Source organism: Streptomyces sp. HD, from assembly GCF_028369295.1.
Classification (GTDB): domain Bacteria; phylum Actinomycetota; class Actinomycetes; order Streptomycetales; family Streptomycetaceae; genus Streptomyces.
In genome coordinates this window covers 232537-259157 of sequence record NZ_JAQMYP010000003.1, presented here as the reverse complement: position 1 = coordinate 259157, position 26621 = coordinate 232537, and the positions used below count along the sequence as shown (strand labels likewise).

Sequence of the window (26621 nt, the reverse complement as noted above, 5' to 3'; positions counted from 1 at the left end):
TGGGGAGATGACCATGGTGAGGGCGAGCCTCGATACGGACACGGCGCGGCGGTTGCGGGACGGCATGGCGCGCGGCGTGCTGTCGTTCCCGCTCACGAGCTTCCACGAGGACGGCTCCCTGGACCCGGACGGCTTCCGCGCCCATGTCGCCGCCCAGCTCGCCACCGCCCCCGGCGCCCTCTTCCCCGCCTGCGGCACCGGCGAGTTCTTCTCGCTGGACGAGGACGAGTACCGGCAGGTCGTCACCGTCGCCGTCGAGGAGTCGGGCGGGCGGGTGCCCGTCGTCGCCGGGGTCGGGTACGGCTGGGCGCAGGCCGCCCGTTTCGCGCGGATCGCCGAGGAGGCCGGCGCCGACGCCCTCCTCGTCCTGCCGCACTACCTGGTCGCCGCCCCGCAGGACGGCCTGGTCGGCCAGCTGGAGCAGCTCGCGGCCCGCACCCGCCTGCCGCTCGTCGCCTACCAGCGGGGCCAGGTCGCCTTCACCGTCGATTCGTTGCGGCGGATCGCCCGCATCCCCGGCGTCATCGGCCTCAAGGACGGCCACAGCGACCTCGACCGCCTCCAGCGCCTCACCCTCGCCGCCCCCGAGGACTTCCTCTTCTTCAACGGCGCCGCCACCGCCGAGATCCAGGCCCGCGCCTACGTCGCCGTCGGCGTCCCCGCCTACTCCTCCGCCGTCCACGCCTTCGCCCCCGAGATCGCGAACGCCTTCTTCGCCGCCCTCCAGGACGGCGACCACGGCACGGTCGACAAGCTGCTGCGCGACTTCTACGTCCCGCTCGTCGAACTCCGCGACCGGGTACCCGGATACGCCGTGTCCCTGGTCAAGGCCGCGGCCCGGCTGCGCGGCCGCCCCGTCGGCCCCGTACGCGCCCCGCTCACCGACCCGTCGGCCGCCGACCTGGCCGATCTGCGCACCCTGCTCGCCACCGGCCTCGACCTCGTAGGAGCCGCACCGTGAACCTCACGATCACCGACGTCCGCCTGACGCCGATCCTGGTCGCCGACCCGCCCCTGCTGAACACCCAGGGCGTCCACCAGCCCTACACGCCCCGGCTGATCGTGGAGGTCGAGACGGCGGGCGGGATCGTCGGGGTCGGTGAGACGTACGGAGACACCAAGTACCTGGAGCTCGCCAGGCCGTTCGCCGAGAAACTGATCGGTCGTCAAGTCAGTGATCCGAACGGCCTGTTCGTCGTCGCGGACGAGGTGGCCGTCGACCAGTCCCGGGTCTTCGGCCAGGTCGACGTCGGCGGGCTGCGCGGCGTCCAGACCGCCGACAAGCTGCGGCTGTCCGTCGTCTCCGGCTTCGAGGTGGCCTGTCTCGACGCCCTCGGCAAGGCGCTGGGGCTGCCGGTGCACGCGCTGCTCGGGGGCAGGGTGCGCGACGCCGTCGAGTACAGCGCGTACCTGTTCTACCGGTGGGCCGACCACCCGCAGGGCCCGCCCGCGGAGAAGGACGACTGGGGGGCCGCCGTCGACCCGGCCGGGGTCGTCGAGCAGGCGCGGAGGTTCAAGGAGCGGTACGGGTTCACGTCCTTCAAGCTCAAGGGCGGTGTCTTCCCGCCGGACGAGGAGATCGCGGCCGTACGGGCGCTCGCCCAGGCCTTCCCCGGGCACCCGCTGCGGCTCGACCCCAACGGGGCGTGGTCCGTGGAGACCTCGCTGCGGGTGGCGCGGGAGCTGGGGGACGTCCTGGAGTACCTGGAGGACCCGGCCCTCGGTACGGCCGCCATGGCCGAGGTCGCCGCGCGGGCCGGGGTGCCGCTGGCGACCAACATGTGCGTGACGACGTTCGCGGAGATCAAGGAGGCGTTCACGCGGGACGCCGTCCAGGTCGTCCTCTCCGACCACCACTACTGGGGCGGGCTGCGCAACACCCAGCAGTTGGCGGCGATCTGCCGCACCTTCGGCGTCGGGGTGTCCATGCACTCCAACACCCACCTGGGCATCTCCCTGGCCGCGATGACCCATGTGGCGTCGACCGTGCCGAACCTCCACCACGCCTGCGACTCCCACTACCCCTGGCAGTCCGAGGACGTCCTCACCGAGCGCCTCACCTTCGACGGCGGCAGGGTCACCGTGCCGGACGCGCCCGGCCTCGGCGTCGAGCTGGACCGGGAACGGCTGGCCGAGCTGCACCGGCGGTGGCTGGATGACGACGGCTCGCTCAGGGACCGCGACGACGCCGCCGCGATGCGGATCGCCGAGCCGGGGTGGGTGACGCCTTCGGTGCCTCGCTGGTGACGGTGAAGACGCCTCGCCGGTGACCCTGAAAGGGAGGCGGGCAAGATCGCGGTGGCGTTGTCGGTGGTGTGGTGCACACTGGCCAGATCAGCACCACGTCAGGGAGCGCACCGTGACCACGCCGACCGCGTCGTCCATGTCAGGGGAGCCGTACCGCCGGGCCCAGGTCGACCCCCTCGCCGGCCTGCGCACGCCCGCCGACCCGCCCTGGGACGTGTACCTCACGGGCACGGTCTTCCTTGACATCATCTTCACCGGCCTCGACTCGGCCCCGGTGCGCGGGACCGAGTCCTGGGCGCGTGGAATGGGGTCGAGCCCCGGTGGTGTGGCCAACATGGCGACGGCGCTGGCCCGCCTCGGCCTGAAGACGTCCCTCGCGGCGGCCTTCGGCGACGACCACTACGGCGAGTACTGCTGGGACACGCTGGAGCACGGCGAGGGCATCGACCTCTCGCCGTCGCGCACGGTGCCGGGCTGGCACTCGCCGGTGACGGTGTCGATGGCGTACGAGGGGGAGCGCACGATGGTCTCCCACGGTCATGAGCCGCCCCCGGAGGAGCCGGCGCCGGACTGCCCGCCCCGCGCGCGTGCCGCCGTGGCCTCCCTGGTGCCGGGCGAGCGGGCCTCTTGGATCGCACAGGCCGCGCGCAAGGGCGCCCGGATCTTCGCCGACGTCGGCTGGGACGACACCGGGGCGTGGGACCTGGCGGGGCTGGCCGACCTGGAGCACTGCGAGGCGTTCCTGCCGAACGCGCAGGAGGCCATGCGGTACACGGGCGCCGAGTGCCCCCGCGAGGCGGCCCACGCCCTGACCGCGCATGTCCCGGTCGCGGTGGTCACGCTCGGCGCCGAGGGCGCGTACGCGGTGGACGGCAGGACAGGGGAGACGGCGGTGGTCCCGGCCATCGCCGTGGAGGCCCTGGATCCGACCGGCGCCGGTGACGTCTTCGTCGCCGGGTTCGTCACCGGCACCCTGGCCGACTGGCCGCTCGCCGACCGGCTGGCCTTCGCGGGTCTGACGGCAGCGCTCTCGGTCCAGGAGTTCGGGGGGTCACTGTCGGCGCCCGGCTGGTCGGAGATCGGGGCGTGGTGGCGCAAGGTGCAGTCGCTTGAGGCACAGGACCCGGAGGCCCTGCGCCGGTACGCGTTCCTGGCCGACCTGGTGCCGGACGAGCAGGGCAGACCCTGGCCGCTGCGGCGGGCGGTGCCGACGATCGGGTTCCGCCGGTCGGCGTGACGGCTTCGGCCCGAGTGGACCGCGGGCTCAGCCGGGGGTGGCCGGCTTCAGTACGACGCTCAGCCGGGGGTAGCCGGCTTCAGTACGACGAAGTCCGCGCCGGCCGGGTCCAGGCAGACGGCCAGGCGGCCGACACCCTCCGCGTCCTCCGGCCCCATCTGTACGCCGCCGCCGTTCGCGGTGACCCTGGCGACCGCGGCGTCACAGTCGTCGACGTTGAAGACGGGGTGCCAGTACGGCCGCCCGCCGGTCAGCGCGAGGTTCTCCTCGGGCAGCTCCATCAGGCCGCCCTGCATACGCTCCTCGGGCTGCCCGGCCGGAGTGATCAGCGTGTACGTACCCCCGCCGCCCGGCAGCTCCATGTCGCCGTACTGCCAGCCGAAGACACCGCCGTAGAACTCCTTCGCGCCCGCGGCGTCGCTGGTGTACAGCTCGGTCCAGGACAGCGAGCCCGTCTCGTCCGCCAGCTCGAAGCCCGAGTTCTTCCCCGGCTGCCAGACGGCGAACTGGCCGCCCAGAGGGTCGCTGAACTGTGCCATCCGGCCCCAGTCCTCAAGATCCATCGGTGCGACCCGTACGGTGCCGCCGGCACCCTCCACCGTCCGGGTCGTGGCATCCGCGTCGCTGACGGTGAAGTAGATCATCCAGGCCGAGCGCGCCCCCTCCTCGGTGAGCTTGCCGAGCCCGGCGACGGTCTTGCCGTCCTTCTTGAACATCCCGCCTTCGAAGTCCTCCGCCTCGCCCATGGACTCGTACTCCCAGCCGAGCACCGCGCCGTAGAAGGCCACGGCGGCCCGGACATCGGGTGCGCCGAGGTCGAGCCAACAGGGCGAGCCGGGCGTGAGGTCAGTGGTGATCATGACGATGCCCTTTCGCAGACCCGTACCACCCCAGCCTGACACCCGACACCGACAACCGCCCGTCGGCTCCGCTCCAGCCCTCTCAGCCCGTCCGGAGTTCGAGGACAAGGAAGTTCGAGGGCAAGGAAACAGCCCGAACCTCAGCCCGCCGTAACCGTCGTACGTACCGCCCCGTCCGGCCCCGCCACCAGCACCGGCGTGCCCGGCCCGCCGAGGTCCCGTACCGCGGCCCGGTCCTCCGGCGCCGCCTCCGCCGCCTCCGTCACGACCGCCGCCGCCTCCAGCGACGTGGCCCCCGAGGCCACCGCCATCGCCACCGCCGTCTGCAGCGCGCTCAGCTTCAGGGAGTCCAGAGCGACGGTCCCGGCGACATACGTCCGGCCGGTCTCGTCCCGTACGGCCGCCCCCTCGGGCACACCGTTGCGAGCCCGGGCGGAACGGGCCAGGGTGACGATCTTGCGGTCCTCGGGGTCGAGCGCGCTGTTGTCGGTCATGGGCTGAGCATACGTAGGGCCTGCCGTTTGGATCATGCCGCCCCGAACGACAGCCCCGGCGCCGCCCGCCTACCCGGCCACGGGGTACATCGCCCCGCGCCGTCCTTCCGGCGAGGCCAGCCACTCCAGCTTCGCCGCGGTGTTCGCCTCGTCCAGCGGCGTGTGCAGCACGATCGACAGATCCGGCCGCACCGGCATCTGCATCACGCTCGACTCCAGGCACAGCAGCCCGACCAGCGGATGGTCCAACTCCTTGCGGATCTGCCCGGCGTCCTCGATGTCCCGCCGCTCCCACAGCGCGACGAACTCCGCACTGGACGCCTTCGCCTCGGCCAGCACGGCCTGGAACCCCTCGTCGTCGGGGGAGGCCGAGCAGATCGCGCGGAACTGCGCCACGACCGTGGCCGCGTTCGCCTCCCAGTTCCTGGAGCGCGACCGGTACATCGGATCGGTGAAGAAGTCGATCAGGCAGTTCCACCGCTTGCCGGGCCGCATGCCCAGCACCGTCGCGGCGGCGTCGTTGTGCAGCACGCCGTTGTAGTACCGGTCCATGATGTGCGCCGGATACGGCATCCACGCGTCGATCAGCCGCCGCAGCCCGTCACACATGTCCTGCTTCTCGGGCGCCACTTCGGCCACCGGCGGATTCAGCCCGGCCAGCAGATACAGATGCCGTCGCTCGGCGTTGCTCAGCCGCAGCACCCGGCCCACCGCGTCCAGCACCTGCGGCGACACGGAGATGTCCCGCCCCTGCTCCAGCCACTGGTACCAGGAGGCACCCACTCCGGCGAGCACGGCGACCTCCTCGCGCCGCAACCCCGGCGTACGGCGCCGCGCGCCACCGTCCGGCAGTCCTGCCTCGCCCGGGGTCACCCGGGCCCGCCTGCTCATCAGGAACTCGCGCAGCTCGCGCCGCCGATGACTCTTCAGCGTGTCCACGGACACGATTGGATCCCCCTCATCCCGTTGGCCGACAGCGCCACTTGGCCGGTGATGTCGCTTGCCTGGTGGTGCCACCACCAGGACAACTTCCCGCTCCCCACGGCTATTCCGACGCCAGCAGTCTCTTACCCATGGCGATCGACACCACCAGCTCCACCACGGCCCCGAACCCACCGCTCGACACCCCCCGGTTGACCCCCCGGCTGTCGACGCGCGACAAACTCGTCCTGTTCGTCCTGTGCGCCGCCCAGTTCATGGTCGCGCTCGACTTCTCCGTCCTGAACGTCGCCCTCCCCGTCCTCGGCGCCGACCTCGGCATGAGCACATCGGCGCTGCAGTGGGCGGTCACCGCGTTCGCGCTGCCCTCCGGCGGCTTCCTGCTCCTCTTCGGCCGCATCGGCGACCTCTACGGCCGCCGCAAGCTGTTCATCACCGGCCTCGCCCTGTTCGCCGCCGCCTCGGTGCTGGCGACGTTCGCCTGGGACCCGGCGTCGTTCCTCGCGGGACGCGCGCTGCAGGGCCTCGGCGCGGCGGTCATCGTCCCGACGGGCATGTCGCTGCTGACGACCACCTTCGCGGAGGGCCCCGCCCGGGACCGTGCCCTCGGTATCTCCGGCACGCTGATGTCCCTCGGCTTCACCATCGGCATGGTCGCGGGCGGCGTCCTGACCGACACGTTCGGCTGGCGCTCCACCATGGGCCTGCTCGCCGTCTTCGCGCTGATCGTGCTGCCGCTCGCGCCCGGCCTGCTGCCCGAGTCCCGCACCCCGGACCGCCCGCACCTGGACGTGCCCGGCGCGATCACCGTCACCGGCGGTCTGCTGTCCCTGATCTACGCCCTGACGACCGCCGCCGACCACGGCTTCGGGCGCGCTGACGTCGTCACGACGCTCATCGCGGGCCTCGCGCTCCTCACGGCCTTCGCGGTCATCGAGTCCCGTACCCAGGCACCCCTGGTCTCGCTGCCCATGCTGCGCCGCCGCACGGTGGCGTGGGGCAACCTCGGCGGACTGGTCACCTTCTCGATGATGTCGACGGTGATCTTCGTGCTCACCCTGTACTTCCAGGAGACCCTGCACCTGGCGGCCTGGCAGACCGGTCTGGTCTTCGGCGTCCAGGGCGTCATGTCGGTGATCGCGGGCGCGCTCACCCCGAGGTTCATCAGCCGCTTCGGCGCCCGCCGCACCCTGGTGGTCTCGCTCACCGGTCAGGGGGCCTTCATCGCGGCCCTGCCGTTCCTCAACGCCCAGACCTGGTCGGTCTGGCTCGCCACGGCGGCCGTCTCGCTGGCGAGCATGTTCCACCTGGGCGCGATCATCTCCTACGGCCTGACGGTCACCTCCGGTGTCCCCGACGAGGAACAGGGCCTGGCCACCGGCCTGGTCACCTCGACCCAACAGGTCGGCCTCACGGTCGGCATCCCCCTGCTCGGCGTCCTCGCCACGACCACCGACGACCTGCTCTCCGGCACCCGCACGGTGATGGCGCTGAACGCGGCGATCGTGCTGACCGCTGCGGCCCTGATCGCATTCGGCCTGCGGCGTTCGGCCGGCTCAGGGCCGGTCGAGCCGGAGCCGCTCGGCTCTCGGTAGACCCGCCACGACCAGGTCGTACGAATCCTCGACGAGCTCCCGGACGAAACGGTCCGGGAGCTCGCCGTCGACCGTCACGGTGTTCCAGTGCCGCTTGTTCATGTGGTACCCGGGGACGATCAGCCCCGGGTACTTGCCACGCAGCCGTACCGCGTCCTCCGGGTCGCACTTCAGATTGACCGTCAGGGGCCGGGCGTCCAGGTTCGTCAGGGCGAAGAGCTTGCCCAGCACCTTGAAGACGGAGGTCTCCGGGTTGAACGGGAAGTCCTCCACGGTCGCGTTGAACGACAGACAGAACGCGCGCAGCTGCTGAGGGGTCACTCCGGCTTCGTCTCCTCCTGCGAGGGCCCGGCGGGGCCCACCGGCTCCACGAGCACGGTCACGATCTTGTTCCGGCGGCCGGCCGCCGCCTCAGCGGTCAGGCGCAGCTCACGGCCGTCGGGCAGCTCGACCAGCGACGACGCCCCGGCGATCGGCACCCGGCCGAGCGCCTTCGCCAGCAGTCCGCCGACGGTCTCCACGTCCTCGTCGTCGTACTCGTCGAGGCCGTACAGCTCGCCCAGGTCGGTGATGTCCAGGCGGGCGGTGACCCGGTAGCGGTCCTCGCCCAGCTCCTCCACCGGCGGCAGTTCACGGTCGTACTCGTCGGTGATCTCGCCGACGATCTCCTCAAGGATGTCCTCGATGGTGACGATGCCGGCGGTGCCGCCGTACTCGTCGATCACGACGGCGACGTGATTGCGCTCCTTCTGCATCTCGCGCAGCAGATCACCGGCGTTCTTGGTGTCCGGCACGAAGAACGCGGGACGCATCGCCGTCGACACCAGCTCGCTCTCCGCGTCCCGGGAGATGTGCGTCTTGCGGGTCAGGTCCTTGAGATACACCATCCCGACCACGTCGTCCTCGCTCTCCCCGACCACCGGGATACGCGAGAACCCGGACCGCAGGGCGAGGGTGAGGGCCTGACGGATGGTCTTGTACCGCTCGATGACGACCAGGTCGGTCCGCGGGACCATCACCTCGCGTACCAGCGTGTCGCCCAGCTCGAAGACGGAGTGCACCATCCGGCGCTCCTCGTCCTCGATCAGCGACTCCTTCTCGGCGAGGTCGACCAGCGCCCGCAGCTCCGCCTCGGAGGCGAACGGGCCCCGGCGGAAGCCCTTGCCGGGCGTCAGCGCGTTACCGATGAGGATCAGCAGCGGCGGGATCGGGCCCATGATGCGGGCGAGCGGCAGAAGGACGTACGCCGCCGCCGTAGCCGTGTTGAGCGGGTGCTGACGACCGATGGTGCGCGGGGAGACACCTACGGCGACGTACGACACGAGCACCATGACCGCTATCGCGACCAGCAGCGCCTGGGTGGTGCTGTCGAACTCCTGCAGGCTGGCGTAGGTGACGAGCGCGGCGGCGGCCATCTCGCAGGCCACGCGCACCAGCAGTGCCACGTTCAGATAGCGCGTCGGGTCGGCGGCGACCAGCGCGAGCTTCTCGCTGCCGCGCCGCCCGCTGCGTACGGCCTCCTCGGCGCGGAAGCTGGAGACCCGCGCCAGGCCCGCCTCCGCGCAGGCGGCGAGCCAGGCCACGACCACGAGGGCGATCGCCCCGGAGACCAGAGGGAGGCTCATGACACGGTCGGCGCGGGGGAGGGCCCGGTCAGGCCCTTCTCCGTACGCCAGCCGTCCACGATGGCGGCCTGCAGACCGAACATCTCGGCCTTCTCGTCGGGCTCCTCGTGGTCGTACCCGAGCAGATGCAGCACACCGTGGACGGTGAGCAGCTGGAGCTCCTCGTCCATGGTGTGCTGCGTGGGCGCCTCGGCCCCCTGCTTCGTGGCGACTTCGGGGCACAGCACGATGTCACCGAGGAGCCCCTGCGGGGGCTCGTCGTCGTCCTTGGACGGCGGCCGCAGCTCGTCCATCGGGAAGGACATGACATCCGTCGGCCCCGGCAGGTCCATCCACTGGATGTGGAGCTGCTCCATGGCGTCGGCGTCCACGACGATCACCGAGAGCTCGGAGAGCGGGTGGATGCGCATCCGCGCGAGTGCGTAGCGGGCGATGTCGAGGATCGCCTGCTCGTCGACCTCGGTTCCGGACTCGTTGTTGACGTCGATCGACATGGTCGCGCTGTGTCTCTACTTCCCCTTGTGCCCGGCCTTGCCACCGCGGCCCTTGTGCGTGCCGTTCTGGGTGCCGTGCTTGCTGTCGTACAACTCGTACGCGTCGACGATACGGCCGACGAGCTTGTGCCGGACGACATCGTGGGACGAGAGCCGGGAGAAGTGGACGTCGTCGACGCCGTCCAGGATGTCCTGCACCTGCCGCAGACCGGACTTGGTGCCGTCCGGAAGGTCGACCTGGGTCACGTCACCGGTGATGACTATCTTCGAGTCGAAGCCGAGACGGGTGAGGAACATCTTCATCTGCTCGGGGCTGGTGTTCTGGGCCTCGTCCAGGATGATGAAGGCGTCGTTCAGCGTCCGGCCGCGCATGTACGCGAGCGGCGCGACCTCGATGGTCCCGGCGGCCATCAGCCGGGGGATCGAGTCCGGGTCGAGCATGTCGTGCAGCGCGTCGTACAGCGGCCGCAGGTACGGGTCGATCTTCTCGTAGAGCGTGCCCGGCAGGAAGCCGAGCCGCTCGCCCGCCTCGACCGCGGGCCGGGTCAGGATGATGCGGTTGACCTGCTTGGACTGCAGGGCCTGCACCGCCTTGGCCATGGCGAGATAGGTCTTGCCGGTACCGGCGGGGCCGATGCCGAAGACGATCGTGTGCTTGTCGATCGCGTCGACGTACCGCTTCTGGTTGAGGGTCTTGGGACGGATCGTGCGGCCGCGGGAGGAGAGGATGTTCTGGGTGAGCACCTCGGCCGGCGTCTCTTCCGGTCCCTCGCCGTTCTCACTGGCCCTGAGCATGGCGATCGAGCGTTCCACTGCGTCCTCCGTCATCGGTTGCCCGGTGCGGAGCACCAGCATCATCTCGTCGAACAGGCGCTGGACAAGGGCGACTTCATGGCTGTCACCCACCGCGCTTATCTCATTGCCCCGGACATGGATGTCGGTCGCCGGGAAGGCCTTCTCGATCACGCGCAGGAGGGAGTCGCCGGACCCCAGGACGGTCACCATGGGGTGCTGGGCGGGGACGGTGAACTGCGCTCGTGCCTGCCCCTGCGCGGGGGTGTGAGCTGTGGGTGTCTGAGTCATGGGCCGGCTCGTAGGCCTTGCTCGTCCTCCTCGAAACGACTCGTCCGCCACGGGGGCGGCCTGGCGATTTCCAGGGTACGCCGGGGGACTGACAAGGCCGTAGGCCTTTTCCCCGGGGAGGTTTTCACGCGGGCGCGGCGCTGTTCACCGCCGGTGCGCCGCCCGTCACGGCCGGTGTGCCGCGTGTGGTCAGCGGCACAGGTCGTCGCCGAGCGGGGTGCGCGCGTACCGGACCATCCGGCCGCTGCGGGCGCGGCTGAGCAGGCCGGCGTCGTAGAGGACGGCGAGATGCTGGCTGACCGCGCCGGGGGTGACGCCGAGCCGGTGGGCCAGTTCCGTCGTGGAAGCCGGTTCGGCGAGCAGCAGGAGCAGCCGGGCCCGGGGGCGGCCGAGGAGGCGGACCAGGGCCCGGTCGCTGACCGGGGGCGGTTCCTCGGAGAGGGTGGCGCGGCCGCGGGCCGGATAGTGCAGCACCGGGGGCAGGGCGGGGTCGATGTTGGTGGTGGCGCCCCGGGCGAACAGGGTGGGGATCAGAACCATGGCGCGGCCTGCGATCCGCACGTCCGCGTCCGGCCAGTGGGAGCCCACGGGGGGTGTCAGACGCAGGATGTCGCCGGTCCAGGTCAGGCGCGGGTCGAGGCCCTTGAAGAGCGCGGCCGAGCCCTGTTCCGCGAGCACGCGCGAGTGGTGGGACAGGTCGGACTCCAGCACGGTCTGTGCTCTCGGCCACCAGTCCGGAGCCAGACAGTCGTGCCAGTAGCCGTCGAGCGCGGCGGTCACCCGGGTCAGCAGCTTCTCGGGGTGCGCCAGTCCACGGGCCACGACCGGTGGCAGGGGTCCGCCCTTGCCGCAGGTCCGGCGGAAGCCGTCGTCCACCGCGTCGGCGGGGGTGGCCCGCACCCTGTTCAGTTCCTCGGCGAAAGCGGGGCGTACCCGGGCGGGACGCGGGGTGAGGAAGTCCGCGATCCAGTTGCCGGGCATGACGAGTGCCTCCAGGAGCTCCGTGTCCTGGCGTTCGTAGGCCGGGCGCAGCCGTCGCAGCCAGGGCCGCTGGTGGGGGAACCGCGCCGGGTCGTGCCAGCAGCGCAGCGAGAACACCGCCTCCTGCAGCGGGGAGTACGCGAAGGAGGTGGTGGCCAGGTCGCCGATGGCGAAGTGGAACTCGATCATTTGAGCGCCACGCTAAATCATTGTCGGCTGCGTCTCCGCGCCGGTTGAGATGTCGCCATGAGCACAACACCCGCCACCTCGGCATCACACCGCGACGACGACACGACGGCCGAGCCGCGCTCCGACAACCCCGCCTCCCGCCCGGCCCGGCTGTTGCCCGCCGACCCGACCCTGCGTCGCGCCGGTCTGCTCGTGCTGCTCAACGCCCTGGGCAACGGGCTCTACTTCCCGCTGGGCGTCCTGTACTTCACCCGGATCGTCGGGCTGGACGCGACCGCGGTCGGGCTCGGGATGACGGTCGCGGGGCTGGTCGGTGTGGTGGCCGGGGTGCCCGCCGGGCGGGCCGCCGACCGCTGGGGTGCCCGGCGGGTGGGCTCATGGCTGTGGGGCGCCTGCGGAGTGGCGACGGCCTCCTACACGCTGGTGCACTCGTACGCCGGGTTCCTGGCCGCGGTGATCTGCGGGACCGGGCTGCAGATGGCGAGTCGCGGGGTGCAGGGTGCGATCTACGCCGATGTGCTGCCGGCTCAGACCCGGGTGGCGGCGCGGGCGTATCTGCGGACGGTCACGAACGTGGCGATGGGTGTGGGCGGCGGGTTCGGCGCGATCGTGCTCCAACTCGACACGCGGGGCGCCTATGTGACCGTGATCCTGATCAACGCGGTGACGTTCTGGGCGCCCGCGCTGATGGTGCGGCGGCTCCCGGTCGCGCCGCACGTCCTGGCACGGAAGGCGGACCCCGCCGGGGCGGCGCCGGTGGACCGCTGGCGTGCGGTGCGCGACCGGCCGTATCTGACGGTGACCGTGCTGAACGCGGTGCTGGCCGTGCAGTACACACTGGCCGAGGTCGGCCTGCCCCTGTGGATCGTGGAGCGCACCGAGGCGCCGCGCTGGACGGCGGCCCTGCTCGCGATCGTCAACTGCGTCCTGGTCGCCGTGCTCCAGGTGCGCGTCGCCCGCCGGGCTTCCCAAGTCCCCAGCGCCGTACGGGCGATGGGCTGGGCGGGGCTGTTGCTCGGGGCGGCCTGTGCGGTGTACGCGCTGTCGGCGGGGCTGTCACCGGTGTGGGCGGTGCTCGCGCTGACGGTCGGTGCGGTGGTGCAGGTCCTCGCCGAGGTGCTGTCGGCGGCGGGCGGCTGGACCCTCGGCTACGAACTCGCCGACGCCCGCCTCCACGGCGTGTACCAGGGCGTCTTCGGCGCCGGCATGTCCGCCGGGATGATGGCGGGCCCGGCACTGGTCACGGTCACCGCGATCCAGCACGGCACGACCGGCTGGGCGGTACTGGGCGCAATGTTCGCGGCCGCGGGTCTGGCAGTGCGCCCGGCTGTCCGATGGGCACAACGCGACGGCGACTGGCGGGGCGACCGTCCCTAGCCTCTGCCCACCCGGGGGGCCACGCCTCAACGCGGCTCCAGACCTTTCAGCCCGTCCGGCGTTTGAGGACAAGGCCCTTCAGGGGGCCGGAGCGGGGGTCTGGGGGCGCAGCCCCCAGGAGGGCCCGGGGTCGAAGGGGCGAAGCCCCTGGAGGATGGGACGGGCAGGGGCGGCGGGGCGAGGAAACCGACCTCAGAAGCCCAGGCGGCGCGGTTGCTTGGGGTCGCGCTGTCAGTCCTTGGCGACCTTGACGTGGAGGTCCAGGCTGTATCGATGTGCGGTTGTTGCCGCGTGGCCGGCGTTCCGGGTGGTGCGGGTTCAGAAGCCGAGGCGGCGCGGTTGCTTGGGGTCGCGCTGTCAGTCCTTGGCGACCTTGACGTGGAGGTCCAGGCTGTATCGATGTGCGGTTGTTGCCGCGTGGTCGGCGTTCCGGGTGGTGCGGGTTCAGAAGCCGAGGCGGCGCAGTTGCTTGGGGTCGCGCTGCCAGTCCTTCGCGACCTTGACGTGGAGGTCCAGGAACACCGGCGTTCCCAGCAGGGCCTCGATCTGCCTGCGGGACTTGATGCCGACCTCCTTCAGGCGCTTGCCCTTGGGGCCGATGATGATGCCCTTCTGGCTGGGGCGCTCGATGTAGACGAAGGCGTGGATGTCGAGGAGCGGCTTGTCGGCGGGACGGTCCTCGCGGGGGAGCATCTCCTCGACGACGACGGCGATGGAGTGCGGCAGCTCGTCGCGGACGCCCTCCAGCGCGGCCTCGCGGATCAGCTCCGCGATCATCACCTGCTCCGGCTCGTCGGTGAGGTCACCCTCGGGGTAGAGCGCCGGACCCTCCGGCAGCAGCGGGACGATCAGGTCGGCCAGCAGGTCCACCTGCTTGTCGCCGACCGCCGACACCGGCACGATCTCCGCCCACTCGAACCCGAGCTCCTTGCCGAGCTGGTCGATCGCGATGAGCTGCTCGGCCAGCGTCTTGCTGTCCACGAGGTCGGTCTTGGTGACGATCGCGATCTTCGGCGTCTTCTTGATGGACGCCAGTTCCTTCGCGATGAAGCGGTCACCCGGGCCCAGCTTCTCGTTCGCCGGCAGGCAGAAACCGATCACGTCGACCTCGGCCCACGTCGTCCGTACGACGTCGTTGAGCCGCTGGCCGAGCAGCGTGCGCGGCTTGTGCAGCCCGGGGGTGTCGACAAGGATCAGCTGCGCGTCGGGGCGGTGCACGATGCCCCGGACCGTGTGCCGGGTCGTCTGCGGCTGGTTGGCGGTGATCGCCACCTTCTGCCCGACCAGTGCGTTCGTGAGCGTGGACTTGCCCGCGTTGGGGCGGCCCACGAAGCAGGCGAAGCCGGCACGGTGGGCGGCCTCGGCCGACTCCTCGGATGACTGGGTACGAACGCTCATGGCGCCCATTCTCCCTGATCCACAGAGCCCCGCCGTACATGCGCCCGACCGCACCCCACCCGGTGAGCTTCCGGAAACCTCCACGCAACGAAACGTCACCGAAACACACCCGTACGCGACCGGAAACGCGAGCCCGTGAATCTCTGACGAGCCCCCACACCGTTGGAGACAACCGTGCCCCTCGCCGCCGCAAGCGTCGACACCGGCGACACCGCCTGGCTGCTCGCCGCCACCGCCCTCGTCCTGCTGATGACCCCGGGCCTGGCCCTGTTCTACGGCGGCATGGTCCGCACGAAGAGCGTCCTCAACATGCTGATGATGAGCTTCGTGTCCATCGCGCTGGTCACCGTCGTGTGGCTGGCCTGCGGCTACTCCCTCGCCTTCGGGGACGACATCGCCGGTGGCCTCATCGGCGGCCTCGACCACGCAGGCATGGCCGGGATCGGGCCGGACAGCGTCCAGGGCACCGTCCCCACCCTCCTCTTCGCCACCTTCCAGCTCACCTTCGCGATCATCACCGCCGCCCTCGTCAGCGGTGCCGTCGCCGACCGGGCGAAGTTCGGGGCGTGGATCGTGTTCGTGCCGGTGTGGGCGCTGCTCGTATACGTTCCCGTCGCCCACTGGACCTGGGGCCCCGGTGGCTGGATCCTCGACCACCTCGGCGCCCTCGACTTCGCGGGCGGTCTCCCCGTCGAGATCACCTCCGGTGCCTCCGGGCTGGCGTTGTGCCTGGTCCTCGGGCCCCGTCTCGGGTTCAAGAAGGACGCCATGCGGCCGCACAACCTGCCCATGGTCGTGCTGGGCGCGGGCCTGCTCTGGTTCGGCTGGTTCGGGTTCAACGCCGGATCCGCGCTCGGCGCCAACGGCCTGGCCGCCGCCGTCTTCCTCAACACCCTCGCCGCCGGCTGCACGGGCCTGCTCGGCTGGCTCTTCGTCGAGCAGAAGCGCGACGGCCACCCCACCACCCTGGGCGCGGCCTCCGGCGCGGTCGCCGGACTCGTCGCCATCACGCCGTCCTGCGGCTCGGTCTCCCTGCTGGGCGCGCTCGTCATCGGCCTCGCCGCCGGCGTCGTCTGCTCGTACGCCGTGAGCTGGAAGTTCAGGTTCAACTACGACGACTCCCTGGACGTCGTCGGCGTCCACCTGGTCGGCGGTGTCATCGGCACCCTGCTGATCGGCGTCTTCGCGACGGCCACCATGACGGGCGGGGCCGAGGGCCTGCTGCACGGCGGCGGGTTCGCTCAGCTCGGCAAGCAGCTGGTGGCGATCGTGGCCGTGGCGGCGTACGCCTTCCTCGTCACCTTCGGCATCGGCAAGGTCATCGACAGGGTCATGGGCTTCCGGGCGAGCGAGGACCAGGAGCACACCGGCCTGGACCTTACGGTGCACGCCGAGAGCGCCTACGATCACGGGGTCCTGGGGCACGGCGCCCCGGTCACGTCGTCCCTCGCCACCTCCGTCCCCGCCGCGCAGAAGGTCAAGAAGCAGGCATGAAGCTGATCACCGCCATCGTCAAGCCGTACCGGCTCGACGAGGTCAAGACCGCCCTCCAGGAGATCGGTGTGCACGGTCTGACCGTGACCGAGGCGAGCGGCTACGGCCGACAGCGCGGCCACACCGAGGTGTACCGGGGTGCGGAGTACCAGGTCGACCTGGTGCCGAAGGTCCGCATCGAGGTCGTCGTCGAGGACGAGGCCGCCGACGACGTCATCGACGCCGTCGTGAAGGCCGCCCAGACCGGCAAGATCGGCGACGGCAAGGTCTGGGCGCTGCCGGTCGACACGGTCGTACGGGTACGCACGGGCGAGCGCGGCCCCGACGCGCTGTAAGCCGTAGCGGCGCCGGGACCGCGCCCCTCGGTTCTTCACCGAGTACGGCACACGCCGCCTCAGTCGAACACGAACGGGCCCGGCGACTGCGGCCCCGTCGCCGTGCAGGTGATGGTGATGCCGAGGACAGTCATCTTCAGCGAGCCGCCGAAGGCCTCCAGGCTGTCCCCGGAGGCGACGGTGCCGCTCAGCGGGCCGACCTGGACGGGGTCGCCGGCGGCCATCGCCGGGTTCTCCGTGCCGCTGAAGGCGACGGTGCCGCCGCTCGCCTTCACGAGAGTGAGGGTCGAGGCGATCGAGTCCTCCGACAGCGCGATCGGCGCGGTGATCGCGGAGGAGTTGACGGTGACGGTGGCGGCGGTGCCGTTCTGTGTCGCCGTGAGGGTGGCCTCGCCACCGCCGAAGCTGCCGCAGTCGGCGGTGATCGTCGCGCTGCCGGGGGCGACGGCGAAGGCGGCGGGTGCGAAGGCCAGTCCGGTGACCGCGAGGGCCCCGGCGGCGAGCGCCGCACCTGCTCCGATACGTGTACGTCTCATGGGGGTTCGCTCCCTTTGCGGGTGGGGGAATTCCTGCCTGTGGGGGATGGGGACTGTTCGGCAGGTGGGTGCGGACACGCTGCATGAAGAACTGAACCGGGTGAAGAATCGAATCTGACGGTCCGTCGGAACCGCCGTTTCCATTGATGCGCGTGGGGCGAGCGTCGGCAAGGGTGATTTCCGGCCTCAACTACTCACGAGTCACCTACGGAACGCTGGGCGACATGTCCTGCAGGCCCACCACGCGCAGGAGTTGCAGACGCTCGTGGGCCTCCGTCCCCGGGCGGGCCGAGTGGACGACCAGCAGGTGGCGGTGCTCGTGGCTGACCATGACCTCGCAGTCCAGCTCCAGCAGGCCGACCACGGGATGCAGGAAGCGCTTCGTCGCCCGGTTGCGCTGCGACACCTCGTGCTCGTCCCACAGCCGTGCGAACTCCTCGCTGGACGCCCGGAGTTCGGCGACCAGCGCGGCCGGCTCCGGGTCGTCGGGGCGGGCCGCGGCCACCGCGCGCAGGGTCGCCACATGGGCGCGCGCGTGGCCCGCGAGGTCCTCCTGCGGGAAGAGCGTGCGCGCGGTCGGGTCCAGGAAGAAGCGGCGGGTCAGGTTGCGGTCCCGGCGCGGGCGGGACATCACGTCGCCCACCAGGGCCATGGCCATCGCGTTCTGGGCCAGCACCTCACCGCAGTCGTTCACCACCTGTGCCGGGGTGTCGTGCAGCCGGTCCAGGATCAGCAGCAGCCCGGGACGGACATGCTCCGACGCCGTCTCGCGCCGCGGCGGCTCCTCGCCGGCCAGGTGGAACAGATGGTCCTGCTCGACGTCGGTCAGGCGCAGCGCGCGGGCCAGTGCCGTCAGCATCTGGCGGGACGGGCGGGGGCCACGGGACTGCTCAAGCCGGGTGTAGTAGTCGACCGACATGCCGGCCAGCTGCGCCACCTCCTCGCGGCGCAGGCCCGGTGTGCGACGCCGGGGGCCCGGCGTCAGACCCACGTCCGACGGGGTCAGCCGGGCACGGCCACGGCGCAGGAAGTCGGCGAGTTCGGCTCGGTTCACCTCTCCAGCCTGCGGTACGCCGCGCGGCTTATCCAGGGACTGCCGATCCCCTGATCAACGGGTCTCTCCCGCTCGCACCGGCGCCGTCCGAGGGTGGTCGGTGACGAGAGGAGCAGATCATGCTGACGTTGGTGACGGGTACGACGGGACAGGTCGGCCGGCGCTTCGTGCCGAGGCTGCTGGCACAGGCCAGGCCGGGGGAGCGGGTGCGGGTGCTGGTGCGGGACCCGGCGCGGGGCGAGCCGTTCGCGGAGCTGGGTGCCGAGGTCGTGGTCGGCGATCTGCGGGACGCCGATGTGCTCGGCAAGGCGGTCGCCGGGGCCGACGCCGTGGTGAACGTCGCGGCGTCCTTCCGCGGCGTGCCGGACGAGGAGGCGTGGGCGGTCAACCGGGACGCGGCCGTGGAGCTGGGCCGTGCCGCCCTGGCCGCCGGTGTCCGGAGGTTCGTGCAGGTCAGCACGGGTCTCGTATACGGCACCGGACGGGGCCGCCCGCTGACCGAGGACGACGAGAGCCGGCCCGGCGGGGCGATGTGGGGCGCCTACCCCGAGTCCAAGGCGCAGGCCGAGCGGGAGCTGCTCGCGATGGAGGGCCTGGACGTGCGCGTCGGCCGGCTTCCCTTCGTCTACGGCGAGGGCGATCCGCATCTCGCCCAGTCCCTGATGTGGGCCGGGAACTGGGCGGCGACCCAGCGGCTCCACATGGGCCACCATGTGGACGTTGCCCAGGGGTTGCTGCGGATCCTGCAGGCGCCGGGAATCGCCGGGCGGATCTACAACATCGCCGACGATGCGCCGGTGACGGCGGTCGAGCTGCATCAGCTGAACGGGGTCGAGGTTCCTGAGGAGCTGTACGAGCGGGCGGATCCTGACCCTTGGCTGGCGATCACCTCCACGGAGCGGATTCGCCGGGAGCTTGGTTATCGGCCGGTGTATCCGTCGGTCTATGCGGCCAGGGACGCGGGGGCGCTCTAGCGGAGTGCCGCGTGGGGTAGTTGGGCGTCTGCGGGTTCGTTGTGGCTTGTCGCGCAGTTCCCCGCGCCCCTGACGGCGTTCTAGTCGACGCCCCTTATACGGTCCACCAGCACCGCTCCCGCCAGCCCCACCGCCGCCGCCACCGCGTACAGCATCCGGTACCCGCCCAGGTGGGTGACGATCGGGGCGGCGAGGGCCGGTGCCGCCACCTGGGGCAAGGCGTTGGCCACGTTGATGACGCCCAGGTCCTTGCCCCGGTCGGCGGCCTTCGGCAGTACGTCCGTCATCAGGGCGAAGTCGACCGACATGAACACCCCGAGGGCCACGCCCAGCAGCGCTGCCACGACGATCGCGCCCGGCCAGGTCTGCCAGGCGGCCAGCAGGGCGGTGGCCGCCGCCATCAGTACCCCGGACCACCGCACGAAGGGCTTGCGGCGGCCCACCCGGTCCGACCAGACGCCGCCCACCACGACCGTGGCCAGCAGCGCCACGCTGTCCACCGCGGTCAGGATCAGCACGCCCTGCTCGGGGTCGTCGTGGTGCAGGCGGTCCCGCAGGTAGTAGAGCAGGTAGAGGATCACCAGCGCGTTGCTCAGGTTGATCAGGAAGCGGGTCAGCCAGGCCCAGCCGAAGTCAGGGAAGCGGCGTGGGCTCAGCCAGAAGCCGCGGGCGAAGGAGCGCCAGGACCAGGTCGGCCGGTCCGTTGCGGCCAGCCTGAGGTCCCGGTATCGGAGTACGTACGGCAGCACCCCCGCCATCGCGAACACCGCGCATGCCGCGTACCCCGCCGCGATCCCGCCCGCCGCCGTCGCCAGTCCCGTCCCGGCGACCGCGCCGAGGATCTGGGCCGCCCCCAACCAGCCGCCCACCGCGCCCCGTTGGAGTCGCGGCACCCGGTCCGGGACGGCCGCCGTGACCGCAGCGAAGGCCGCGTTCAGGGTCAGCTGGACCAGGCACCAGCCCAGCGCCGCCGTCCACAGCCCGTCCGCGCCGGCGAGCAGCAGCAGCGACAGGGCGCCGCCCGCGGCACCGGCCACGATCCATGGCGTACGGCGGCCCCAGCGGGCCGTGGTGCGGTCCGACAGCGCGCCGAAGAACGGGTTGGCCGCCAGCGACACGGCCGCGCCCGCGCCGGTCACCCACGCCAGCAGCGTCTCCTTCGACATCCCCGTGCCGGGCGCGAAGTCCTCCGCCTGCTGGGCCAGGAGGATCTGGAGCGGGCCGTACCAGCCCACCCAGATCGCCACGTTGGCCAGCGAGAGCGCCGCCGTCCAGCCCCTGCCGACCCGGTCCGTGGGCTCGGCGAGGGCGTCGGCCGTCATCTCTGGGCCCGCAGCACGTCCCGCAGCCAGCCGTACGACGCCTTGGGCGTCCGCGTCAGCGTCCCGGAATCCTCGAAGTCCACGTGGACGAGCCCGAACCGGCGCTCGTACCCCTCCGCCCACTCGAAGTTGTCGAGCAGCGACCAGACGAAGTACCCGCGGACGTCCACCCCCGCCTCCATGGCCTTGTGCAGTGCGCGGATGTGACCGTCCAGATAGGCGATCCGCCGCTGGTCGTCGACGCCCTCGTACGAGCAGCCGTTCTCGGTGATGACGACGGGCGGGAGCCGGTCGCCGTAGCGGTCGCGGAAGCCGGTGAGCAGTTCCGTGAGGCCCTCGGGGACCACCGGCCAGCCGAAGTCCGTCGTCGGTACACCCTCGATCTGCCGCACCGAGAAGGGCAGTTCGGCCGGCATGCGCACCCCGCCGAACTCGATCTCGGTGCCCTGCGGGGCGCCCACCCGGGTCGGCGCGTAGTAGTTGACGCCGTAGAAGTCGAGGGGCTCCGAGATGACCTTCAGGTCGGCCTCGACGTCCCCCGGCATCAACTCGCCTATGCCCTCCGGGTACTGGCCGAGCAGCAGGGGGTCGGCGAACAGGCGGTTGAGGAGCAGGTCGTAGAAGTCCGCCGCCTCCAGGTCCGGCTGTTCCCGGGACGCCGGCCAGGTCGGGCCGTGCGAGTTGGCGACGCCGATGTCGGTCGCGCCGGCCGCGCGCAGGGCCCGTACCGCGAGGCCGTGGGCCAGCAGCTGGTGGTGGGCGACCGGGAGGGCGTCGAAGAGGAGCTGCCGGCCGGGGGCGTGGGTGCCGAGGGCGTGGCCCAGGAGGGTGTGCTCGGCGGGTTCGTTGAGGGTGATCCACTTGCTGACGCGGTCGCCCAGACGCTCGGCGACCACGGACACGTACTCGGCGAACCGGGCGGCCGTGTCCCGGTCCAGCCAGTCCAGCGTGACCGGCAGATCCCAGTGGAAGAGGGTCGGCACGGGCCGTACGCCCGCCGCGCACAGCTCGTCCACCAGACGGTCGTAGAAGTCGAGGCCCTTCGGTGCGTTCACCCGCGGCCAGGAGATCGAGAAGCGGTACGCGTCCACGCCCAGGCCAGCGAGCAGGGCCACGTCCTCGGCGTAGCGGTGGTAGTGGTCGCAGGCCACCGCCGCCGTGGAGCCGTCCTTCACCCTTCCCGGCTCGGCCGTGAAGGCGTCCCACACGGACCGCTCGCGCTCGTCCGCCGCACCCTCGATCTGGTGGGCCGAGGTCGAGACGCCCCACAGGAAGTCCGCCGGGAACCGGGGTATCGGATTCGTCGCACCGCGCTCATCGATCGCCATGCGCCGGATCATCCGTACCGGCGGTAACAGAAGTCAACGCCCCGGCGTGAACTGCCCGTTACGCCCCTTCCTTCAGCACCCTGGTGATCAGCTTGCGCTGCTCGTCGGTGAGCCGGGGATCCGAGCAGTACACCGTCCTGTCGTCGACGGTGATCTGGTAGCTGAAGCCGTCCGGAACCCCGATCGGGGGCGTGCCCCGGCCGGACGCGACCGCGCGCTCGGCCAGGGCCTGCCACTCCTGGGCGTCGGGCCGCCCCGAGGTGTCCACCTCGGCGTACCGCTCGATGCCCGCGAATCCACCCGTGCGCCGTACCTGAATACGCATGGATCCCTGTCTAGTACGGACTTACTGGATCCGCACCCCGACCTGCTCCCACGCCTTCTCCACGGCCCGCAGCTCCTCGCCGCCGTCGCTGAAGCGCTCGCGCGCGGCCTTGGCGGTCAGCTTGGCGAAGTCGGTGAACATGGCCCGGTCCGACAGCTCGCCGCCGGTCAGGACGTCGTACCAGATCTGTCCCGCCTTCTCCCAGGCGTGGCCGCCCAGGGCGGTCGCGACCAGGTAGAAGGCGTGGTTGGGGATGCCGGAGTTGATGTGGACACCGCCGTTGTCGCGGCCGGTGCGCACGTAGCCGTCCATGGTCGCGGGCTGCGGGTCCTTGCCGAGGACGTCGTCGTCGTACGCGCTGCCCGGCTCCTTCATGGAGCGCAGGGCCTTGCCGGAGACGCTGGGTGCGAGCAGGCCCGCGCCGATCAGCCAGTCGGCCTCGGCGGCGGTCTGGCCGAGCGTGTACTGCTTGATGAGCGAGCCGAAGACGTCCGACATCGACTCGTTCAGCGCGCCCGGCTGGCCGTAGTACGTGAGGTTGGCCGTGTACTGGGTGACGCCGTGGGTGAGCTCGTGGCCGATGACGTCGATCGGGATGGTGAAGTCGACGAAGATCTCGCCGTCACCGTCGCCGAACACCATCTGCTCGCCGTTCCAGAAGGCGTTGTTGTAGTTCTCGTCGTAGTGGACGGTGGCGTCCAGCGGCAGGCCGTCGCCGTCGATGGAGTGCCGGGCGTAGACCTTGAGGTAGAGGTCGAAGGTGGCGCCGAGGCCGGAGTGGGCGCGGTTGACCGTGGCGTCCTGGCCGGGCTCGTCGCCCTCGCCGCGGACCTTCCTGCCGGGCAGGGCGGTCCGGTGCTCGGCGTCGTAGATGGTGCGCAGCGGCTGGTCCGACGGTGCCTTCGCCGCCGGGGCGGACGCGAGAGCGAACTCGGTCGTGACACGGCGCCTGCCGCGCAGCTCACTGTCGCGCATCAGGGTCCGGCGAGCCGGGCCGGAGAGTGCGGGGTCGTCGTTCCGGGCCAGCTTGTCGAGGACGTGTGGCGGTACGACGGTGCAGAAGACGGGCTCGAAGCCCCCGTGTGTCGTCATGCCCGGCACCCTTGCACTGGGTCATGACCGTGTCACTACCCGCAACCATGATTGGTGAAATATACGGACAGGGAGCCGCACGCTCCGTGACGAAGTGGTATAGCGCACTTTTTGTCCGATTCATCCCTCGGGTCCCGCATACTGATACGACGCCCCGCACGGGGAGTGGCTCGGCTAGCATGCTTCGCATCATGCGTTTCGGGCTGCTTCTTCTTAGCTGCCGCGGCGAGGGCCTGTAGTCCAGGTCGACTCCCTCCCCGCGGAGCTTCGCGTTGCGTCGTCGGCCGTCCTTCCGGACACCATGAGGAGCCCCGCAGACATGGCGAACCGCCAGCAGCCCAGCACCATGCCGATCCACAAGTACGGCCGTTACGAGCAGGTCGACATCCCGGACCGCACCTGGCCGGACAACCGCGTCACCGTTGCCCCCCGCTGGCTCTCCACCGACCTGCGCGACGGAAACCAGGCCCTGATCGACCCGATGTCGCCCGAGCGCAAGCGCCGGATGTTCGACCAGCTGGTCAAGATGGGCTACAAGGAGATCGAGGTCGGCTTCCCGGCGTCGGGGCAGACGGACTTCGACTTCGTACGGTCGATCGTCGAAGAGCCGGGCGCGATCCCCGACGACGTCACCATCTCCGTACTGACCCAGGCCCGCGAGGACCTGATCGAGCGGACCGTGGAGTCCCTGAAGGGCGCCAAGCGGGCCACCGTCCACCTGTACAACGCCACGGCCCCCGTCTTCCGCCGGGTGGTGTTCCGCGGCTCCAAGGACGACATCAAGCAGATCGCCGTCGACGGCACGCGTCTGGTGATGGAGTACGCGGAGAAGCTGCTGGGTCCGGAGACCGAGTTCGGCTACCAGTACAGCCCGGAGATCTTCACCGACACCGAGCTGGACTTCGCGCTGGAGGTCTGCGAGGCGGTGATGGACGTCTACCAGCCGGGTCCGGGCCGCGAGATCATCCTCAACCTGCCCGCCACCGTGGAGCGTTCGACGCCGTCCACGCACGCGGACCGGTTCGAGTGGATGAGCCGCAACCTGTCGCGCCGTGAGCACGTCTGCATCTCCGTCCACCCGCACAACGACCGCGGCACGGCCGTCGCCGCGGCCGAGCTGGCGCTGATGGCCGGCGCCGACCGCGTCGAGGGCTGTCTGTTCGGGCAGGGTGAGCGCACCGGCAACGTCGACCTGGTCACCCTGGGCATGAACCTGTTCTCGCAGGGCGTCGACCCGCAGATCGACTTCTCCGACATCGACGAGATCCGTCGTACGTGGGAGTACTGCAACCAGATGGAGGTCCACCCGCGCCACCCGTACGTGGGCGACCTGGTCTACACGTCCTTCTCCGGCTCCCACCAGGACGCCATCAAGAAGGGCTTCGACGCGATGGAGGCCGACGCGGCCGCCCGCGGGGTCACCGTCGACGACATCGAGTGGGCGGTGCCGTACCTGCCGATCGACCCCAAGGACGTCGGCCGCTCCTACGAGGCCGTCATCCGCGTCAACTCGCAGTCCGGCAAGGGCGGAATCGCGTACGTCCTGAAGAACGACCACAAGCTGGAGCTGCCGCGCCGGATGCAGATCGAGTTCTCGAAGATCATCCAGGCGAAGACGGACGCCGAGGGCGGCGAGGTCACCGGCGGTGACATCTGGGCGGTCTTCCAGGACGAGTACCTGCCGAACCCCGAGAACCCGTGGGGTCGGATCCAGGTCAAGAACGGTCAGTCGACGACGGACACGGACGGCGTGGACACGCTGAAGGTGGAGGCCACGGTCGACGGCGCCGACACCGTTCTGGCGGGTACCGGCAACGGTCCGATCTCGGCCTTCTTCGACGCGCTGGCGAAGATCGACATCGACGCCCGGCTGCTGGACTACCAGGAGCACACGATGAGCGAGGGCGCGTCCGCGCAGGCCGCGTCGTACATCGAGTGCGCGATCGACGGCAAGGTGCTGTGGGGTATCGGGATCGACGCCAACACCACGCGTGCCTCACTGAAGGCGGTCGTGTCGGCCGTCAATCGTGCCGCTCGTTGACGGTTCTCTCGCCGTAGGCCCACTGGTGAGTGGGCGAGTGCGGCAGCGTCGTGGTTGATCGCGCAGTTCCCCGCGCCCCTTGGGGGCGTTGCCGACGCCCGGCGATTCGAGGCCCCGTCCGCCGTATTTCGGTGGGCGGGGTCCAGCCGTTTTCGGCCATTGATCCGTGCAGGTCACGGAAAGGTCTCGTCCGGGGTGCTGACTCCACGTCCGGGATGTGGCTAACATCACGCAAGCGCGGCGATGTTGCCGCGGTATTACGGAGGTGCGACGTGCTGCCAGGACGGGGACAAGACGACCGTGCCGCCAGGCTTGCGCGCATCCTGGGCACCCGTATCGCGTGGTCGGCCGTCGGGGACGGCGAGTTCTTCTGCCCCGGCTGCGGGGGTGACCGTAACTACCAGCGGTTGACGGGACACCGTCGTTTCACTCTGCTCGGGGTGCCGGTGCTGCCGCGCGGTGAGACCGCCCCCGTCGTGGAGTGCGCGGCCTGCCGGCGTCACTTCGGCACCGACGTCCTCGACCACCCGACCACCACCCGCTTCTCCGCGATGCTCCGCGACGCCGTCCACACCGTCGCCCTGGCGGTACTGGCGGCGGGCGGCACCTGTTCCCGTACGGCGCTGGAGACCGCGGCGGCCACGGTGCGCGCGGCCGGGTTCGACGACTGTACGGAGGACCAGCTGAACGCCCTCGTCGAGGCGCTGGCGGCCGACACCGGGCGGGTCTTCTCCGAGCCCTGCGGTGCCGGGCTGGCCATAGAGCTCCACGAGGCCCTGGACCCGCTCGCCCCGCACCTCGCCCCGGCCGGCCGCGAGTCCATCCTGCTGCAGGGCGCCCGGATCGCCCTGGCCGACGGCCCGTACACGCCCGCCGAGCGCGACGCCCTGTCGACGGTCGGCGCCGCCCTCACCATCTGCGGCGACGACGTGACCCGACTGCTGGCCGCGGCGGCGCGTACACCGTCCTAGGGATCGGACGAAGACAGGACCGGGTCCCGAGTACGCGCGTACTCGGGACCCGGTGTCATGGGACGTGGGGACGTCAGCCGTGGAGCAGGGGCGAGCCCTGGAGGTCCTTGGTGAACGCGCCCTTTCCGTCGCCCTCGATGTCGTAGACGATCGTCGAGTCCGTCGACCAGTACAGCTCACCGTCGTAGGTGGTGGACGGCGCGACACAGGTGTTCACGGGCTCGATCGCGAACCACGAGTACTCGTCGTTGACGATCTTGGTCAGGTCGCACGTCTTCTTCGTGACGACGTGGTCCTCGGTGTCCTTGGTCAGGCGCTCCTCGATCCGCGTGGTGATCTTGAAGCTGGTGAACCGCTTGGAGTTGTCGATGACCTGGTCGACCAGGATCTGCCAGCTCACGACCGACTTGCCGGTCATGCTGCCGGACACGGTGCCGGTGTTCTCGACGTTGTACATGCTCTCCGGCTTGTCGCCGGGGAAGTACACCTCGAACCCCGAACGCGCGCTGGCGGCCGAGGCCGGTGCCGCGGCCAGGCCGATGACCGCGAGCGCGGCGGTACCGGCCGCGATGCCGGTGGACAGAAGCTTCCTCATGACTGTTTCCCTTCCGGGCTCGGGTGGGGCCCCGC

The 26621-nt window shown here is 70.8% G+C and carries 26 protein-coding genes; 10 read left to right on the top strand and 16 right to left on the bottom strand.

From position 1 onward, the window contains the following. The first annotated feature begins 13 nt into the window (after window positions 1-13). The 3 genes from POF73_RS04575 (at window position 14) to POF73_RS04565 (ending at window position 3484) form a co-directional block, all read left to right on the top strand. On the top strand, window positions 14-961 hold the full coding sequence (locus POF73_RS04575; RefSeq protein WP_272113130.1) for a 5-dehydro-4-deoxyglucarate dehydratase: 948 nt from the start codon (window positions 14-16) through the stop codon (window positions 959-961). Beyond that, complete coding sequence (locus tag POF73_RS04570; RefSeq protein ID WP_272113129.1) at window positions 958-2247, top strand: glucarate dehydratase family protein; 1290 nt, start codon at window positions 958-960, stop codon at window positions 2245-2247. Before POF73_RS04575 ends, POF73_RS04570 begins: the two co-directional genes overlap by 4 nt. A gap of 136 nt (window positions 2248-2383) precedes the next feature. Continuing rightward, window positions 2384-3484, top strand: a complete 1101-nt coding sequence (locus tag POF73_RS04565) for a carbohydrate kinase family protein (RefSeq protein WP_272113199.1) — start codon at window positions 2384-2386, stop codon at window positions 3482-3484. Between the two features lie 59 nt (window positions 3485-3543). On the opposite strand, the gene POF73_RS04560 is transcribed toward POF73_RS04565, so the two are convergent. From POF73_RS04560 to POF73_RS04550, 3 genes are all read right to left on the bottom strand, one after another. Continuing rightward, a complete protein-coding gene (locus tag POF73_RS04560; protein WP_272113128.1) occupies window positions 3544-4344 on the bottom strand; it encodes a VOC family protein in 801 nt (266 codons plus the stop codon). A gap of 140 nt (window positions 4345-4484) precedes the next feature. After that, complete coding sequence (locus POF73_RS04555) at window positions 4485-4838, bottom strand: cytidine deaminase (RefSeq protein ID WP_272113127.1); 354 nt, start codon at window positions 4836-4838, stop codon at window positions 4485-4487. A 69-nt stretch (window positions 4839-4907) separates the two neighbouring features. After that, on the bottom strand, window positions 4908-5729 hold the full coding sequence (locus POF73_RS04550; protein WP_272113198.1) for a helix-turn-helix transcriptional regulator: 822 nt from the start codon (window positions 5727-5729) through the stop codon (window positions 4908-4910). Between the two features lie 182 nt (window positions 5730-5911). Here POF73_RS04550 and POF73_RS04545 point away from each other — a divergent pair, with 182 nt between their 5' ends. Continuing rightward, a complete protein-coding gene (locus tag POF73_RS04545) occupies window positions 5912-7372 on the top strand; it encodes an MFS transporter (protein ID WP_272113125.1) in 1461 nt (486 codons plus the stop codon). Here the strand turns inward: POF73_RS04545 and POF73_RS04540 are convergent. The 5 genes from POF73_RS04540 to POF73_RS04520 form a co-directional block, all read right to left on the bottom strand. Next, on the bottom strand, window positions 7334-7693 hold the full coding sequence (locus POF73_RS04540; RefSeq protein ID WP_272113124.1) for an MmcQ/YjbR family DNA-binding protein: 360 nt from the start codon (window positions 7691-7693) through the stop codon (window positions 7334-7336). The two genes, POF73_RS04545 and POF73_RS04540, sit on opposite strands and share 39 nt — an antisense overlap. Further along, window positions 7690-8997, bottom strand: coding sequence for a hemolysin family protein (locus POF73_RS04535; RefSeq protein WP_272113123.1), 1308 nt, complete (start codon window positions 8995-8997; stop codon window positions 7690-7692). Before POF73_RS04535 ends, POF73_RS04540 begins: the two co-directional genes overlap by 4 nt. Next, window positions 8994-9491 carry an rRNA maturation RNase YbeY gene (gene ybeY / locus POF73_RS04530; protein WP_272113122.1) on the bottom strand — a complete coding sequence of 166 codons (498 nt, stop codon included), beginning with the start codon at window positions 9489-9491 and terminating at the stop codon, window positions 8994-8996. The genes POF73_RS04535 and ybeY overlap by 4 nt, the downstream gene beginning before the upstream one ends. A 15-nt stretch (window positions 9492-9506) precedes the next feature. Next, window positions 9507-10574 carry a PhoH family protein gene (locus tag POF73_RS04525; RefSeq protein WP_272113121.1) on the bottom strand — a complete coding sequence of 356 codons (1068 nt, stop codon included), beginning with the start codon at window positions 10572-10574 and terminating at the stop codon, window positions 9507-9509. Window positions 10575-10763: 189 nt separating this feature from the next. Next, a complete protein-coding gene (locus POF73_RS04520) occupies window positions 10764-11744 on the bottom strand; it encodes an ArsR family transcriptional regulator (protein ID WP_272113120.1) in 981 nt (326 codons plus the stop codon). 57 nt (window positions 11745-11801) lie between these two features. On the opposite strand from POF73_RS04520, the gene POF73_RS04515 reads away from it, so the two are divergent. Continuing rightward, window positions 11802-13121: an MFS transporter gene (locus tag POF73_RS04515; RefSeq protein ID WP_272113119.1), complete on the top strand. Its 1320-nt coding sequence runs from the start codon at window positions 11802-11804 to the stop codon at window positions 13119-13121. Between the two features lie 444 nt (window positions 13122-13565). Here the strand turns inward: POF73_RS04515 and era are convergent, their stop codons facing one another. Continuing rightward, the gene (gene era / locus POF73_RS04510; RefSeq protein WP_272113118.1) at window positions 13566-14528 is read right to left on the bottom strand and encodes a GTPase Era; all 963 of its coding nucleotides are present in this window, start codon (window positions 14526-14528) and stop codon (window positions 13566-13568) included. A 165-nt stretch (window positions 14529-14693) separates the two neighbouring features. On the opposite strand from era, the gene POF73_RS04505 reads away from it, so the two are divergent. Next, on the top strand, window positions 14694-16013 hold the full coding sequence (locus POF73_RS04505; RefSeq protein WP_272113117.1) for an ammonium transporter: 1320 nt from the start codon (window positions 14694-14696) through the stop codon (window positions 16011-16013). Continuing rightward, window positions 16010-16348 (top strand): P-II family nitrogen regulator, encoded by a 339-nt coding sequence (locus tag POF73_RS04500; protein WP_272113116.1) that lies wholly within the window; start codon window positions 16010-16012, stop codon window positions 16346-16348. The genes POF73_RS04505 and POF73_RS04500 overlap by 4 nt, the downstream gene beginning before the upstream one ends. A 59-nt stretch (window positions 16349-16407) precedes the next feature. Here POF73_RS04500 and POF73_RS04495 read toward each other — a convergent pair whose 3' ends face one another. Then, window positions 16408-16884 carry a hypothetical protein gene (locus POF73_RS04495; protein ID WP_272113115.1) on the bottom strand — a complete coding sequence of 159 codons (477 nt, stop codon included), beginning with the start codon at window positions 16882-16884 and terminating at the stop codon, window positions 16408-16410. A gap of 205 nt (window positions 16885-17089) precedes the next feature. Then, the gene (locus POF73_RS04490) at window positions 17090-17938 is read right to left on the bottom strand and encodes a helix-turn-helix transcriptional regulator (RefSeq protein ID WP_272113114.1); all 849 of its coding nucleotides are present in this window, start codon (window positions 17936-17938) and stop codon (window positions 17090-17092) included. Window positions 17939-18057: 119 nt separating this feature from the next. Between POF73_RS04490 and POF73_RS04485 the strand changes: the two genes are divergently transcribed. Beyond that, on the top strand, window positions 18058-18912 hold the full coding sequence (locus POF73_RS04485; RefSeq protein ID WP_272113113.1) for an NAD-dependent epimerase/dehydratase family protein: 855 nt from the start codon (window positions 18058-18060) through the stop codon (window positions 18910-18912). 80 nt (window positions 18913-18992) lie between these two features. Here the strand turns inward: POF73_RS04485 and POF73_RS04480 are convergent, their stop codons facing one another. The 4 genes from POF73_RS04480 to POF73_RS04465 are packed head-to-tail and all read right to left on the bottom strand — an operon-like array spanning window position 18993 to window position 22979. Then, the gene (locus POF73_RS04480) at window positions 18993-20234 is read right to left on the bottom strand and encodes an MFS transporter (protein ID WP_272113112.1); all 1242 of its coding nucleotides are present in this window, start codon (window positions 20232-20234) and stop codon (window positions 18993-18995) included. Then, complete coding sequence (locus tag POF73_RS04475; protein ID WP_272113111.1) at window positions 20231-21574, bottom strand: GH1 family beta-glucosidase; 1344 nt, start codon at window positions 21572-21574, stop codon at window positions 20231-20233. The genes POF73_RS04480 and POF73_RS04475 overlap by 4 nt, the downstream gene beginning before the upstream one ends. A gap of 46 nt (window positions 21575-21620) precedes the next feature. Then, window positions 21621-21887 carry a protealysin inhibitor emfourin gene (locus tag POF73_RS04470; RefSeq protein WP_272113110.1) on the bottom strand — a complete coding sequence of 89 codons (267 nt, stop codon included), beginning with the start codon at window positions 21885-21887 and terminating at the stop codon, window positions 21621-21623. Between the two features lie 21 nt (window positions 21888-21908). Continuing rightward, window positions 21909-22979 (bottom strand): M4 family metallopeptidase, encoded by a 1071-nt coding sequence (locus tag POF73_RS04465; protein ID WP_272113109.1) that lies wholly within the window; start codon window positions 22977-22979, stop codon window positions 21909-21911. A gap of 319 nt (window positions 22980-23298) precedes the next feature. On the opposite strand from POF73_RS04465, the gene leuA reads away from it, so the two are divergent. Continuing rightward, a complete protein-coding gene (leuA, locus tag POF73_RS04460) occupies window positions 23299-25020 on the top strand; it encodes a 2-isopropylmalate synthase (RefSeq protein ID WP_272113108.1) in 1722 nt (573 codons plus the stop codon). 272 nt (window positions 25021-25292) lie between these two features. Next, a complete protein-coding gene (locus POF73_RS04455; protein WP_272113107.1) occupies window positions 25293-25991 on the top strand; it encodes a TerB family tellurite resistance protein in 699 nt (232 codons plus the stop codon). Window positions 25992-26064: 73 nt separating this feature from the next. Here POF73_RS04455 and POF73_RS04450 read toward each other — a convergent pair whose 3' ends face one another. Then, window positions 26065-26586 (bottom strand): hypothetical protein, encoded by a 522-nt coding sequence (locus POF73_RS04450; RefSeq protein ID WP_272113106.1) that lies wholly within the window; start codon window positions 26584-26586, stop codon window positions 26065-26067. Between the last annotated feature and the right edge of the window lie 35 nt (window positions 26587-26621).

Coding starts and splice junctions, on each gene's coding strand:
- POF73_RS04500 (WP_272113116.1), top strand. CDS start 16,010: ATGAAGCTGATCACCGCCATCGTCAAGCCGTACCGGCTCGACGAGGTC.
- POF73_RS04520 (WP_272113120.1), bottom strand. CDS start 11,744: ATGATCGAGTTCCACTTCGCCATCGGCGACCTGGCCACCACCTCCTTC.
- POF73_RS04450 (WP_272113106.1), bottom strand. CDS start 26,586: ATGAGGAAGCTTCTGTCCACCGGCATCGCGGCCGGTACCGCCGCGCTC.
- POF73_RS04475 (WP_272113111.1), bottom strand. CDS start 21,574: ATGATCCGGCGCATGGCGATCGATGAGCGCGGTGCGACGAATCCGATA.
- POF73_RS04470 (WP_272113110.1), bottom strand. CDS start 21,887: ATGCGTATTCAGGTACGGCGCACGGGTGGATTCGCGGGCATCGAGCGG.
- POF73_RS04480 (WP_272113112.1), bottom strand. CDS start 20,234: ATGACGGCCGACGCCCTCGCCGAGCCCACGGACCGGGTCGGCAGGGGC.
- POF73_RS04485 (WP_272113113.1), top strand. CDS start 18,058: ATGCTGACGTTGGTGACGGGTACGACGGGACAGGTCGGCCGGCGCTTC.
- POF73_RS04550 (WP_272113198.1), bottom strand. CDS start 5,729: ATGAGCAGGCGGGCCCGGGTGACCCCGGGCGAGGCAGGACTGCCGGAC.
- POF73_RS04565 (WP_272113199.1), top strand. CDS start 2,384: ATGTCAGGGGAGCCGTACCGCCGGGCCCAGGTCGACCCCCTCGCCGGC.
- POF73_RS04515 (WP_272113119.1), top strand. CDS start 11,802: ATGAGCACAACACCCGCCACCTCGGCATCACACCGCGACGACGACACG.
- POF73_RS04545 (WP_272113125.1), top strand. CDS start 5,912: ATGGCGATCGACACCACCAGCTCCACCACGGCCCCGAACCCACCGCTC.
- POF73_RS04525 (WP_272113121.1), bottom strand. CDS start 10,574: ATGACTCAGACACCCACAGCTCACACCCCCGCGCAGGGGCAGGCACGA.
- era (WP_272113118.1), bottom strand. CDS start 14,528: ATGGGCGCCATGAGCGTTCGTACCCAGTCATCCGAGGAGTCGGCCGAG.
- POF73_RS04560 (WP_272113128.1), bottom strand. CDS start 4,344: ATGATCACCACTGACCTCACGCCCGGCTCGCCCTGTTGGCTCGACCTC.
- POF73_RS04535 (WP_272113123.1), bottom strand. CDS start 8,997: ATGAGCCTCCCTCTGGTCTCCGGGGCGATCGCCCTCGTGGTCGTGGCC.
- POF73_RS04575 (WP_272113130.1), top strand. CDS start 14: ATGGTGAGGGCGAGCCTCGATACGGACACGGCGCGGCGGTTGCGGGAC.
- POF73_RS04465 (WP_272113109.1), bottom strand. CDS start 22,979: ATGACGACACACGGGGGCTTCGAGCCCGTCTTCTGCACCGTCGTACCG.
- POF73_RS04495 (WP_272113115.1), bottom strand. CDS start 16,884: ATGAGACGTACACGTATCGGAGCAGGTGCGGCGCTCGCCGCCGGGGCC.
- leuA (WP_272113108.1), top strand. CDS start 23,299: ATGGCGAACCGCCAGCAGCCCAGCACCATGCCGATCCACAAGTACGGC.
- ybeY (WP_272113122.1), bottom strand. CDS start 9,491: ATGTCGATCGACGTCAACAACGAGTCCGGAACCGAGGTCGACGAGCAG.
- POF73_RS04555 (WP_272113127.1), bottom strand. CDS start 4,838: ATGACCGACAACAGCGCGCTCGACCCCGAGGACCGCAAGATCGTCACC.